The 13,117-nt window shown below is 35.2% G+C and carries 10 protein-coding genes and 1 tRNA gene; 10 read left to right on the top strand and 1 reads right to left on the bottom strand.

Going from position 1 to position 13,117, the window contains the following annotated elements:
• Positions 1-41 precede the first annotated feature (41 nt).
• From GQR54_RS08910 to GQR54_RS08865, 10 genes are all read left to right on the top strand, one after another.
• Positions 42-851, top strand: coding sequence for a sulfite exporter TauE/SafE family protein (locus tag GQR54_RS08910; protein ID WP_166377259.1), 810 nt, complete (start codon positions 42-44; stop codon positions 849-851).
• Between the two features lie 13 nt (positions 852-864).
• Positions 865-1,668: a prolipoprotein diacylglyceryl transferase gene (gene lgt / locus GQR54_RS08905; RefSeq protein WP_007583122.1), complete on the top strand. Its 804-nt coding sequence runs from the start codon at positions 865-867 to the stop codon at positions 1,666-1,668.
• Between the two features lie 10 nt (positions 1,669-1,678).
• Complete coding sequence (locus tag GQR54_RS08900; protein WP_166377258.1) at positions 1,679-2,530, top strand: thymidylate synthase; 852 nt, start codon at positions 1,679-1,681, stop codon at positions 2,528-2,530.
• 23 nt (positions 2,531-2,553) lie between these two features.
• Positions 2,554-3,432, top strand: a complete 879-nt coding sequence (galU, locus tag GQR54_RS08895; protein WP_007583126.1) for a UTP--glucose-1-phosphate uridylyltransferase GalU — start codon at positions 2,554-2,556, stop codon at positions 3,430-3,432.
• A 334-nt stretch (positions 3,433-3,766) separates the two neighbouring features.
• Entirely contained in the window at positions 3,767-4,450 is a 684-nt protein-coding gene (locus tag GQR54_RS08890) for an SPOR domain-containing protein (protein WP_166377257.1), read from the top strand.
• A 736-nt stretch (positions 4,451-5,186) separates the two neighbouring features.
• Positions 5,187-5,780, top strand: a complete 594-nt coding sequence (locus GQR54_RS08885) for a FlgO family outer membrane protein (protein ID WP_166377256.1) — start codon at positions 5,187-5,189, stop codon at positions 5,778-5,780.
• Between the two features lie 13 nt (positions 5,781-5,793).
• Positions 5,794-6,495, top strand: coding sequence for a FlgO family outer membrane protein (locus GQR54_RS08880; protein ID WP_166377255.1), 702 nt, complete (start codon positions 5,794-5,796; stop codon positions 6,493-6,495).
• An 8-nt stretch (positions 6,496-6,503) separates the two neighbouring features.
• The gene (locus GQR54_RS08875; protein WP_166377254.1) at positions 6,504-7,181 is read left to right on the top strand and encodes a FlgO family outer membrane protein; all 678 of its coding nucleotides are present in this window, start codon (positions 6,504-6,506) and stop codon (positions 7,179-7,181) included.
• Positions 7,182-7,253: 72 nt separating this feature from the next.
• Positions 7,254-7,328: transfer RNA gene (locus tag GQR54_RS08870), tRNA-Arg, on the top strand.
• Positions 7,329-7,510: 182 nt separating this feature from the next.
• On the top strand, positions 7,511-11,119 hold the full coding sequence (locus GQR54_RS08865; RefSeq protein ID WP_166377253.1) for a hypothetical protein: 3,609 nt from the start codon (positions 7,511-7,513) through the stop codon (positions 11,117-11,119).
• 231 nt (positions 11,120-11,350) lie between these two features.
• Here the strand turns inward: GQR54_RS08865 and GQR54_RS08860 are convergent, their stop codons facing one another.
• A complete protein-coding gene (locus GQR54_RS08860; RefSeq protein WP_166377252.1) occupies positions 11,351-13,117 on the bottom strand; it encodes a replication endonuclease in 1,767 nt (588 codons plus the stop codon).

Raw genomic sequence — 13,117 nt, 5'->3', positions numbered from 1 at the left:
TCCTTTAATATATAAACCTTAAAAGGGTATTTGAGATTACTATGTATGACTTAGGTTTGTTAGTCGCAAGCTGCGCACTACTAGGCTGTATTGTTGGGTTTTTAGCTGGGTTACTAGGCATTGGCGGCGGTTTAATTATCGTTCCAGTACTAAGCATTCTGCTACTCTCATTTAATGTAACGTCGGCTGATCATGTATTAGTAATTGCTATTGCAACCTCACTCGCTTCTATTTTATTTACTTCAACGTCTTCAGCGCTGGCTCATCATAAAAATGATAACGTGCCTTGGGCAATCGCCCCGTGGGTTATGTCGGGTGTGGCTTTAGGTGCACTTATTAGTGGCTTTGCAGCAAGTTTAATCCCTGAACAAATATTACGTACAGTGTTTGCTATAAGTGTTGTATTTATTGCAGCAAGAATGGTGCTCTCCGCGCGTAATAAACCGATGTCAGAAAAACCGTTGCCGGCTGGTCCTATTTTAGGGGGCGTTTCTGCAATAATGGGCGGGTTATCAGGTTTAATAGGGATTGGCGGCGGAGCTTTAATAGTACCGATGCTTAATTATTTTTCGGTTGATATAAAAAAAGCAATTGGCTGCGCGGCAGCGTGCGGAATTGTTATTGCATTATTTGGCTCTATTGGTTACATCAGCGCAGGCTGGCATGTTACCGATTTAGAGCATGGTTTTGCCGGGTTTGTTTATTTACCTGCATTATTTGGGATTGTTATTACCTCGTGGTTTGTTGCGCCCATTGGCGCCAAAGCAACTCACTATTTACCTGTTAATACAATTAAGAAAGTTTTCGCGGTGCTGCTTGTAGTTATCGCAATTAAAATGGTTTTTAGCTAAAGGTTTATTTTTTATGGCACTTGAGTTTCCTCAAATTGATCCAATTATTTTTTCTGTTGGACCGCTAAGCGTACGTTGGTATGGCTTAATGTACTTAATAGGTTTTGCATTTGCGATGTGGTTTGCTAATCGTCAAGCGTCAAAGCCAAATTCGGGTTGGACTAAAGACCAAGTAAGCGATTTACTGTTTTACGGCATGTTAGGGGTAATACTAGGTGGGCGTATTGGCTACGTATTGTTTTACCAGTTTAGTTATTTTATAGAAAACCCACTGTATTTATTTAGGATAGATCAGGGCGGTATGTCGTTCCATGGTGGAACACTTGGCGTTATAACCGCCGTCGCAATTTTTTCGTGGACGCGTAAAAAGTCACTGCTTCAAGTAGGCGACTTTGTTGCACCACTTGTTCCTGTAGGGCTTTTAGCAGGGCGTATTGGTAACTTTATAAACGGTGAGTTATGGGGCCGAGTTACCGACGTGCCATGGGCAATGGTATTTCCAACGGGCGGTCCGCTTGCGCGTCACCCATCGCAATTATACGAAGCATTTTTTGAAGGCTTAGTGCTGTTTTTAATCCTGCAATGGTTTATTAAAAAACCACGTCCAGCAGGCAGCGTAGCCGGTGTATTTTTATTAGGTTACGGCGTGTTTAGATTCTGTATTGAATATTTTCGCCAACCCGATGCACAACTAGGTTTATTTGCCGACTTTATTTCAATGGGACAAATACTTTCACTTCCTATGATAGTGGGTGGTTTAGGTTTATTAATTTGGGCATATAAGCAACCACAACACGTTAAAACAGCTAAGGCATAATAAGAAAAGCATGAAACAATATTTAAAATTATGTCAGCGTATTGTTGACGAAGGTCAGTGGGTCGAAAACAAACGTACAGGTACGCGTTGTTTAACCGTTATTAATGCCGATTTAGAATACGATGTGGCTAATAATAAGTTTCCAATGATCACGACGCGTAAAAGTTACTACAAAGCAGCGATTGCTGAGTTACTAGGGTATTTACGTGGTTACGACAGCGCTGAGCAGTTTCGTGAGATTGGCTGTAAAACGTGGGATGCTAACGCAAACGATAACAATGCATGGCTTAATAATCCTCACCGTAAAGGCGAGGACGATATGGGCCGTGTTTATGGCGTACAAGGCCGTGGTTGGCAACGACCAGATGGCTCAACGCTTGATCAGTTTTCCAAAGTTATTAATAACTTAAAAAATGGCATAGATGACCGTGGTGAAATAATCACGTTTTATAATCCAGGTGAGTTTGAGCTTGGTTGTTTGCGGCCGTGTATGCATACGCACACTTTTTCGCTACTTGGCGATACGCTATATTTAACGTCATACCAGCGAAGCTGTGATGTACCGCTTGGCCTTAATTTCAATCAAATTCAGTGTTTTGTGTTGCTTGCGTTAGTGGCTCAAATTACCGGCCACAAAGCGGGTAAGGCGTACCACAAAATTGCTAATGCACATATTTACGAAAACCAACTTGAACTGATGCGAGATGTGCAGTTAACGCGTGAGCCATTTGTATCACCTCAGTTAAAAATTAATCCAAAAATTAAATCATTAGAAGACATAGAAACGTGGGTAACACGAGACGACTTTGAAGTAACAGGCTATCAATGCCATGAAGCGATTCAATATCCATTTTCAGTATAATAAAAGATTAAGGAAAACATAAAATGAAAGCAGTGATCCCAGTAGCGGGCCTTGGTACTCGTATGTTACCAGCCACTAAAGCAATTCCTAAAGAAATGCTGCCAGTGGTAGACCGTCCTTTAATTCAATATGTAGTAAACGAAGCCGTTGCTGCAGGCATTAAAGAAATAGTGTTAGTAACTCACTCTAGTAAAAATTCAATCGAAAATCACTTCGATACGAGCTTTGAACTAGAAGCTACTTTAGAAAAGCGTGTAAAGCGGCAACTACTTGCCGAAGTGCAAGCAATCTGCCCTAAAGACGTAACCATTATTCACGTACGCCAAGGTGAAGCAAAAGGCTTAGGCCATGCTATTAGTTGTGCAGCGCCTATTATTGGTAACGAACCGTTTGTAGTTATTTTACCAGATGTAATTATTGACGATGTAGAGAGCGATCTTAAAAAAGATAACTTAGCAGAAATGATCGCTAATTTTGAGAAAACCAAGCACAGCCAAATTATGGTAGAACCAGTACCAATGGCGCAAGTGAACCAGTTTGGTGTGGTTGATTTAGGTGATGTTGACTTAAAGCAAGGTGAAAGCTCGCCAATTCTTAATATGGTAGAAAAGCCACCAGTAGATGAAGCTCCATCAAACTTAGCTGTAGTGGGCCGGTACGTATTAAGCGAAAATATCTGGCCTTTACTTGCAAAAACTCCGCAAGGTGCAGGCGACGAAATTCAATTAACTGACGCAATTGCGATGTTAATGGAACATGAAAAAGTAGATGCGTACGCTATAAAAGGCCGTAGCCACGATTGTGGAAGTAAAATTGGTTACTTAAAAGCAACTATTGAATTTGCACTTCGTCGCGATGAGTTTGCCGATGAATTAAAATCATTTATTAAAAAACTGATTTAACAGTTAACGTAAAACATGAAAGGCGCCGATATCGGCGCCTTTTTTATGAGTTTTATTAGGATAAAAATAAGAAAAGGAATAGCTCTAAAATAAAAGTTTTTAAGTCATTACAGACATATTGTTATTTATGTTGTAAGGTTTATGTTAATTAATTTTTTATGAAATAATATTCTCAAGGAAGATGTTGAGTATGAATATAGTGCTTTACGAAGCACTGATAGCCATACTAAGAGCTAAGTTTTATAGCTCACAGCTAAATAAAGTTAAACGCTTTCTTGTGAGAATGTTTAACTGAAATGTAGTCTAAAAATACTGCTTTCAGGACAACTAATACATGTGTATATACGAAAAAAATTACACTAGGCTTTTACTCTGCTCGCTAATGCTTTTATTTAGCACTGCATGTAGTGTTACGCCAAAAATTAAAACCATTGATGAGCAACCTCAAAGTAACTCGCCTGATTACGTATCGATTACAGCCCTTGAACTTGCACAGCTAAAAGATGCTGCAATGCAGTGGCAACAAGCACGCGAAGGCATAGAGCGAATTTTAAGGTTAGAAAAAGAAATAACTTACCTCGTAAATCATATTGATATTATAAACAGCAAAGCTATTGCGCAGTCTAATCAAGGTTATAGCAGCAAGTTTGTAAGTTCACCACGAAACACGCGCAATGTTAAATCGCAGCAACAAGTTAAACAACACTACAGTAATAAAAAACAAGCGGTAAAATTAAATACACCTAAACATGTATTTGCTTTGCAAGTAGCTTCGGTTGACTCAGAGCAAAGAGTGATTAAAGCATGGCAAGAGCTAAATACTAAAGCTGCGCCGTTGTTTAGAGATAAAATATTGACTAATGTAGAAACCGTAAAAATAAACGGCAAAATTTTTTACAGGTTAAAGCTTGGCTCTTATAAAAATTTTAAAAATGCCAAAGCAGACTGTGGCGTATTCAAGCTGTATAAACTCGATTGTATAGTAAGTAACTACACCGATAAGCCTGTAAAGCTGTAGTTAAAACAAAAGTAAGCTTAAAATCTGTTTATCCTTAATATACGACCTTCATAATTCAATACGTTTAGAGGGGGATATATAAACTCCTAAAATAACGTCATTTGAGGGAAGGTAATAATTTTAAAATCCATGATGCTAGCTGCTGTACTTATTTTATTAGTATGTAATTCATCTCAAAAAATTAAAACGAATCACATAACTGCGCAATTTATTCTTATTAAAAGTCTGATTTAGGCTAGCAGGAAATTTCTGCAGACAAGTTTCAAAGCTCTTAACAAAATAGAATAGCCACCTAAGCCTGAAAGTAAATTAATGCAATGAGCCAAAATTTAAAATGATTAAATAAGGTTCAGAATCGTCGTGTTAATGATGCTATGGACAATAACAAAAGCATATTAAAAAACCACTCTGCATTATTTACTTTGCAAATTATCGCCTTAAAAATACATTGCAAAATAAAACAGTCGAATTAAAAGAGAAAACATCAAAGAATTATGCCACTACACTCATCCACTTAGATAAATGTAGAAACCGTAAGGATTAATAGCATAACTTTTTATCGATTAAAGTTAGGTATTTATATCAACATAAATGGATGTAAAAAGTGACTATTTAGCTCTAATAAAGTAGCAAGTAGCATAAGCTGTTAGCTATTACGTTCAATAACCTTACAGTTAGCGTCCTTTAGGCATAATTATTGCTTTAACCCTTGTATATTTTAAAGAGGATGGCAACTATGCGCCTGTTATTGCCCATATTATTTGTAAATCTAGCGGCTTGTAGTTTAATACCTCAGCCTGAGCCGAGTATCAGTACTAATGCTCCTAAAGCAGCTATGGCACCTTATACAGTAAACGACTACGTTAATAATTTAACAGCCCAGCTTAATAGCCTTCAAAGGCCGCTCAGCAGAAATGCGCGCATTGGTGTAAGTAGTTTTTTTCTTGCAGATAAGATCGACTCAAAACTAATGTCAGAGCAAGGTGCCGGTTTAAGCCAACAAATACAAGAAAGCCTCTTAACTCAAATGACTCTTTTGGGCTATAACATTGTTGAGTATAGACTGGGGAATAACTTAAACTTATTAGAAAATGCCGACAGTATACTTAGTCGTGATTTAAATAAATTGCGCGATCGTCAGAATATTGACTTGATTATTACTGGTACGGTAACCCGTCAGCAACACGCTTATATTGTAAATGCACGCTTGATAAATATTAACAATAAACAAATCTTGTCTGCAGGCAGTACAGAGATCCCAATTAATGTAATGTGGGGTAATGAAAAAATACAGCAACGCGACGGTTATTTATACCGCAGCGAATATTAACCAGGAGCACAAAATGAGAAATCTATTAATTACCCTCTGCTTACCTTTGGGCTTTGGCTGTTCGCATATACTAAACGGTATGAATACAGGTGCAAATGAAGCCTCGGTTCGAAGTGATAACCAAACAGCACAATCGACAAACTATCAACGCAGAGTTGCAGAACCAGTATCGAATGATAATTTATTTCAATCGAAGCTAGTTCTACAAAATAGTCGTGCAAAATCAACTCCACCAATGCGAAAAAACATCAACCATTATGTACGCGGAATAATGCAAGACATGGTTGAGAACCTACAATATGTAAACGCAAAAACCCCATTAGCCGTTTCAAGCTTTGTATTTTTAGATGATGACTACAGTGATAGTAGTTTACTGGGAAATCAAATAGCTGAAAGCTTCATGCATGAGCTACATAACTTTGGTATACCTGTTGTTGACTTTAAAACAACCGACTACATGCGTGTAACCCCAGAAGGGGACTTTGTATTAAGCCGCGATTATTTAGAGCTAAACCAAAATCAAAACTTTAAATATGTACTCGCTGGCACATTAGTGAGTAGCCAAGGAGGAGTTCTTGTTAATGCACGTGTTATTGGGCTTCAAAGTAAAGCCGTAGTAGGTACTGCACAAGGTTTTATCCCACAGTCAGTTGTTGATGCACTTAATAGTAATTACCGCACTGATGGAATAATGCTGAAACAAGCGAGCAAGTGAGGCTAATTATGTCGTATAAACTAAATGCTACCGTTGGATTTATTACTTTCATTGGATTAACAGGCTGCTCAATGATACAAAATAATGAGCATAACGAAGATACTGATTCGCGAACCGACTACACTGTGAACGGTAGTTATAATGAGCTTAATGCTGTTTATAACACTCAAGTAATACAATCACAAAGTGAATACGACTCGTCTCAGCAATTTACACCACTTAAGCACCATAAAACGCTTGTTAATTATGTAGAGCAAATGGCACTTGATTTGGTTGATACGCTTGAATTTGAAAGTGATACCGACACCAATATTAATATTGCCGTTACTACCTTGGTTGATCTTGATTCATCGCTTACTAAAAGTAATCAATTGGGTAATCAAATATCTGAGACGTTAATTCATCAGTTACAAAAGTTTGGTTATGGCGTGGTTGATTTTAAAACAACCCAAACAATAGATGTAAATAGCCGTGGTGATTTTGCTTTTTCGCGCGATATTGAAAAGCTTAGCGAAGAGCAAATGGCGAGCCATGTATTGGCGGGTACATTAATTTATCGCAGTGATGCTGTCGTTGTAAATACACGTGTAATTAACGCGCATACAAAAAAAATCGTCGCTAGTAGCCGAAAACTAATCCCAATTTATGTACTAAATAAAGAAGATATATACTTATCAAGCAATTAAGTTCAGTTGTTGCTTGATATAAAAAACCAGATGCCGTTATAATTCACACTTCTAAGCACACAGCTTATTTGTGGCCTCTTAGTTAAATGGATATAACGGCCCCCTCCTAAGGGGCAGTTGCAAGTTCGATTCTTGCAGGGGCTACCAATTAAATCAATAACTTACATTTATTTTTCCTTCTTATTTAATTTCTGTGTAGCACATGTGTAGCATGGCGAGTTATTTATATAATGGATAATCTTCAACTCATATAATTGTATGGACTCTATGTTTGCACTAATATCACCTACCGTAGATTTATTTTAATCAATAAAAATTAAGGCTCTACTATGGATAGTTCAGTTAAAAATAAAGCATTAGAGAAAATCGAAAAGTTTTTTTTAAAGTTAGCTAATAGAGCTAGACAAAAACTAGAATCTTCATCAAATTTAAAATTAGTTGATTTAACTCCTACTGACTCTGCTGAAGATTGCGATACATATTTTGAGGCAATTGATCAGGGGATGAAAAACCCAAATGTTAAAAATATAGCTCTAACAGGGCCATATGGTTCAGGTAAAAGTAGCATAATAAAATCATATGAAAAGCAAAGTTTAGGCATCTACAGACTATTAAATATTTCTCTAGCCTCGTTCAAAGATGAGGCTAGAGAGCTCTCTAAGGCACAAAAAGAAGAGCAAGATAGGTCGATTGAAAGAAGCATTATTCAACAAATGTTCTATGGTGCAGATTCAAGTAAATTAATTCATTCTCGTTTTAAACGCATCAAAACTATGCAATCAGGCACAGCCGCTTTCATCTCTCTTACATATTTTATTTGGTTCATCAGTTCTATTTTTTTATTTTCAATTGATATTAGTAATTTACTTTTTTATTCAGAATTTTTCTCTTTAGAAGTGCTCTGTTTAATTTATGTGGCAGCTATACCTACTCTGCTTTTTTATGACTTTTTAAAGCTCAAAAGTGGTTTTTCATTTAAAAAGCTTTCATTAAAAAATCTAGAATTAGAAACTAGTGAAGTTACGGAAAATTCAATTCTGAACCGTTATTTAGATGAAATAATATATTTTTTCCAAGTTTCTAAATACAACTTAGTAGTAATCGAAGACTTAGACAGATTCGGAAGCCCAGAGATCTTTGTTAAATTAAGAGAAATAAATAAACTTATAAATGATAATGATAAAACAACTGGAGAAATAAAGTTTCTATACGCACTCAGAGACGACATGTTTGTCCATAAAAATAGGGCTAAATTTTTTGATTTGATAATACCAGTTATACCGATAGTGAATTCAAAAAATTCGTTAGATAAAATTTTAAATACTCGTTTGAATAAGATAGATTCAAATGTTTATAAAGATATAAAAGGTTCAAGATTTCTTCGCGATGCATCTAATTATTTAGACGATATGAGGTTAATTCATAATATTTTTAATGAATTCGAAATTTATTATAAATTATTAAAGATTGATAATGATAATTCTATAAAGTTATTTTCACTTATTATATTTAAAAATATGTACCCAAATGATTTTGAGTTATTACATCATGGTGAAGGTTTTTTCAAAACGTTATGTAATAAAAAAAATGAACTAATTAAAGATAGAAAAAAAGATGTTAATTTAAAAATTATTGATTTAGATGCTCGTATTAAGGAGATAGAAGCTGAAGAGTTAGTAAGTTATGAAGAATTGATTTCAATATATTTGAAAGAATTATCTAAAGAAAATAACAATGCTTATGCATATCAAAAAAGTAATCAAATTAGACACTTTTCATCAATAACAAGTGTTGAAGAGTTCTTAAGCTTATTCGGTAACAGACAGACTTTATACACACACAATAGTTCCACTTACTTCAGTGTTCGATTTTCAGATTTTGAAACAAAATTAGCATTTAAAAACTCTTTTGAAGAAAGAAAGCTCAGTATTGAAAATAAAGGAAATAGGAAAAGAAGTATTTTACACAATGAAATTAGTGAGTTAAGAAACTTATCTTCCCAAATAAATCAATTTAAATTGTCTGAGTTACTCAAGGATCAGCCTAAGATATTTGATGAACATCTATATAAAAATGAAAAGCTAAGCAACTTAGGTCTATTAAGATACTTGGTGTTTGAAGGACATCTTGATGAAAGTTATTACTTATATATTTCTAAATTTTATGAAGGGCGAAAAACACTTAGTGACCATACATTTATAATGGCAATCAGAAGCTACAGTTTAGTAGACTCATTTCATCAGATAGATAATCCAAGAGAAGTTTGTTCAGAGCTTAGAGAAGAAGACTTTTCAACACAATATGTTTTAAATATAAACCTTATCGACTACTTAGTTAAAAGTAACTCACTAGGTGAATTAAAACTAGTTTTTGGTTATATAAGCGAACATTTAGATCAGACTGAAACCTTTTTTAAAAGTTATTTTACCAAAGGGCTTTATGTTAAAAGCTTTTTAAATGGCTTTTCAAAATCCAACCCAGCCTATCTAATTGATGCATTAGATAGAGAACTATCCATTGACCATATTATAAACGTATTTGAATATGTAGATAAAAGCTTTATACCCTCTAATATGAATGTCGACAATCGATTGACAGAGTTTTTGAATGAAAACCTAGCTTTAGTAATTGATTCACAAATTAGTGATTCTATAGATATGGAGATAATCAATTTACTCGGTGTGAAGGTCTCAGACATTTCTGGCTTGAGCGGCCATAAATCTTGGTTTGATTTCGTAAAAGAAAATGCTTGTTATAGAATTACAGCAAGTAATTTGGCATATATTTTAACAGGCAGTTGTGATTTTAATGAGCTTAATCTTATTAATTACACAGCGATTAGAAATTCACCTATTTCAAGTGTAAAAGAGTACATAGAAAATAATATTACTGACTACTATGAGCAGATAATACTCCCCCATTTTGATATAAATAAAAATGAATCAGAAGAAAGTGTTTTAAACCTATTAGAAAACTCCAACCTGCTTGATGATCACAAATTTCAATTAATAGACTCTTTGAATTTTGAAATAGTAGATATAACAAACACCCTTGAGTCTTATTGGGAAAAATTAGCACTAAATTTAAAAATAACACCATCTTGGAGTAATATTCATCAGCTTCTGGTAAACAGGATTTTTGATGAAAATGAGTTGATAAAGCTTTTAGATTCAAATTTCTTTGTTAATGGGCTTAATCAGGCAAGCTGGAATGATAATTTGAATGAAGAGGAAGCCGATGAAATTATAGATATGGTATTTTGGGCAGAACAATTATCTGATAATAGCTACAAGTTGTTAATATCTAATTTCCCATCACAAAAAACAGAGTTCCCAACAAACCTATCAGAATCAAAACTAAAGATTCTTGTTGAATCAAAAGCTGTTTCATTCAATGTTGATACTTATGAATTTATCGAAGATTATTCGTTTATAACCATGTTTGTAATTAACAACATTGATACTTTCATGGAGCTTATAGAAGGAATTCATATTAGTAACGATCTTATAACTAGTTTATTAAAAGCCAAAGTAGCAATTAAGTATAAAATCGATTTGCTTTATGAGTTGAGCGTATTTGATGAGGATGATAAAGATCTGGCGATAGAGATTGCTGAATTAATTTTTACAGGTAACTGCAAAGTAGATCAAATTAATCCTGAGATTTTAACGTGGGTAACTTACGGGAGTCGAAGTATTGAAACCTCGTTAAGTCTAATCTGCATGCTTTTTGATAGGTGGGACGAAGATGAGGTTTTTGACATTCTGAATAATTTGGATGAACCTTATTGTAATATAAGCTTATATGGAAAAATGCCAAAGATTGGAAATACAGCACTTGATAAAGAACTTGCGCAGTTATTGGATTCTGAAAATTATATCTCTAGTTTTAAGATAGAGGATAGTGGCGTTAGAATTCATACCAAGCAGCATAAATAATTTTTAAAAAAATGATTAGTACAGTTATTTACAGAACTCCAAGTAAGATCTTTCTTGCCATTCTGGCAAGAAGATAGCTAAAGGTTATTTTAGAAGTTGAGTAGGGTATTTGAACCACCTAAAGCTCGTGTTTTAGCTTTAGGTTGTCTGTACAAGCATCAAAACAATGCTTTGAGTATGACTTGGTAGCTAAAGCTCATAATAGGGCTTTAGTTACTTAAAATAATTTTATTAAGCTTTTTCTACCCTCCATGAATAGTGCCTTGTGATTATAGCTTTACCTGCGAACCACAAGCCTTTTACTTTGAGTATGAGTTCACCATCGTAATAGCTTTGTAAGCACTCGCCAGTCTCTTCAACGATGTTTAAATCGTAATGTAATTTGATAGGTCTATCTTTTTGTTTTGTATGTAAACCGCCCATAGCGAGTATGTAGCCTTTCCAATCACTATTATCAGCAGCAAAGCGAGCTTGTTCTAATAGGCTATCTTTTTTATCATTAAACATAGAGCGCAAACGTCTTAATTCGCGCCATACAGAAACGCTAGCGCCGCCAATTTGTTGAAATTGGCGAATACACCAACACGATGCCCACGCATCAATACGTTGTGCTACAAGTAGCGAATCGTTACCGAATTTATCTTCGCCTACACCTTCACCATCTATATTTTTCGCTATGTATTTTAAAATATAGCCAGTTGCAGAGCCTTTGTTTGGGTCAATTTGTTTAAAGTCACAACGGTTTTCCGCTGCGCCTTTTTCGTCACCATCAACTTCTAACGCATAATGGCGAATAATTGCTTTTAAAGCATTTAGCTTTTCGCTCTCAATAAAAAACAGCATATGCCAATGCGGTGTGCCGTCATGTTGTGGCTCTGCTACGCGAAAGCCATAAGGCGCTATATTTTGACGTTTAAACTCTGCACGGGCTTTTTGCCATTGGTGGTTTAAATAGCTATTGGCTTCATCAGGCATAAAGCCTTCCCACTTAGGGTTAGCAGCTCCCGACTTTGAAAAAGCACGATGATATTTAGAAGGGCAGGTAACCGTAATAAAAAGTGCTTCATGACCTAGCTCTTTCGCTAGGTCTTCAAAACCTCTTGCTCTACATAGTAATTCATCTTTTCGTATTTTAGGGTTTGATACATTGAGGTCTGATATTTCTTTTAACGAGTAGCGTTGCCCTTGTTCGTTAAGTATGTAAGTTGAACTAAGCAGTTCGTCATTTCGTTGGCGCTGAGTAATGCGGTTTTGAGTTGTTATATTGCTCGCATAAATTTCTCTTTTTCTGTTCACAAAGTTTAAATGCAGTGCAGCTTTTTCGTTTGCTTGAGTAATAAGTTTACGAAACTTTCGCAGCCACCAACGGTTATCTATATAGCGTTTTATACAGCCTGATATTTTTATGTTGTTTTTAGGCTCTATAGGCGAAACACCAAACTTAATTGCGTAGTTTGATAAAAAATCAAAAAGGGCTTTTCGCTTAGCATCAGCGAATTCGCTATCAATTCCGGTTTTAGTAGAGCGAATAGCAGCGGATTTTTCGCTTTTGGTTTCGCTATCAATTATTTCATTACTACGAAACTCATGCGAAACGGTTCGCTCTAGTTCGCTATCATTTCGCTGTTTGTTTTTAGCTTGATAGTAAAGAAAGTTAACTTTTTCGGGGTTTATAGCAATTTGGCGGCAATATTTTGCACACTCTTTCGCTATGTTATTAATGTCATCATCAAAGCAAAAAAATAGGTGAGCGAGTTTTTTAGGTAAGAGTTTATAAAGCTTATTCGTGGTATCTAAAACATGACGGTTGCGCTCAAAGTTATTAGATTTATTAAAAGCATCAGCTAAAATTGTACTTTTAATTTTATTGGAAAATGGCGCTAATCTTTTAGTTAAAAACGCCGCATCGTACCCATCAACTAATGCTAAATACGGCGTTAAAATATCGTCTTGTTCATTAATCGCTTTTGCAATTAATGTTTCTCTAAAAGTACTCAT

Source organism: Pseudoalteromonas sp. Z9A4, from assembly GCF_011378845.1.
GTDB lineage: Bacteria > Pseudomonadota > Gammaproteobacteria > Enterobacterales > Alteromonadaceae > Pseudoalteromonas > Pseudoalteromonas arctica.
This window is presented reverse-complemented; position numbering and strand designations above follow the sequence as displayed.

Bases quoted from the DNA above. Each gene is read 5' to 3' on its own strand.
- GQR54_RS08910 (WP_166377259.1), top strand. From the start codon at position 42: ATGTATGACTTAGGTTTGTTAGTCGCAAGCTGCGCACTACTAGGCTGT.
- lgt (WP_007583122.1), top strand. From the start codon at position 865: ATGGCACTTGAGTTTCCTCAAATTGATCCAATTATTTTTTCTGTTGGA.
- GQR54_RS08900 (WP_166377258.1), top strand. From the start codon at position 1,679: ATGAAACAATATTTAAAATTATGTCAGCGTATTGTTGACGAAGGTCAG.
- galU (WP_007583126.1), top strand. From the start codon at position 2,554: ATGAAAGCAGTGATCCCAGTAGCGGGCCTTGGTACTCGTATGTTACCA.
- GQR54_RS08890 (WP_166377257.1), top strand. From the start codon at position 3,767: ATGTGTATATACGAAAAAAATTACACTAGGCTTTTACTCTGCTCGCTA.
- GQR54_RS08885 (WP_166377256.1), top strand. From the start codon at position 5,187: ATGCGCCTGTTATTGCCCATATTATTTGTAAATCTAGCGGCTTGTAGT.
- GQR54_RS08880 (WP_166377255.1), top strand. From the start codon at position 5,794: ATGAGAAATCTATTAATTACCCTCTGCTTACCTTTGGGCTTTGGCTGT.
- GQR54_RS08875 (WP_166377254.1), top strand. From the start codon at position 6,504: ATGTCGTATAAACTAAATGCTACCGTTGGATTTATTACTTTCATTGGA.
- GQR54_RS08865 (WP_166377253.1), top strand. From the start codon at position 7,511: ATGGATAGTTCAGTTAAAAATAAAGCATTAGAGAAAATCGAAAAGTTT.
- GQR54_RS08860 (WP_166377252.1), bottom strand. From the start codon at position 13,117: ATGAGTACTTTTAGAGAAACATTAATTGCAAAAGCGATTAATGAACAA.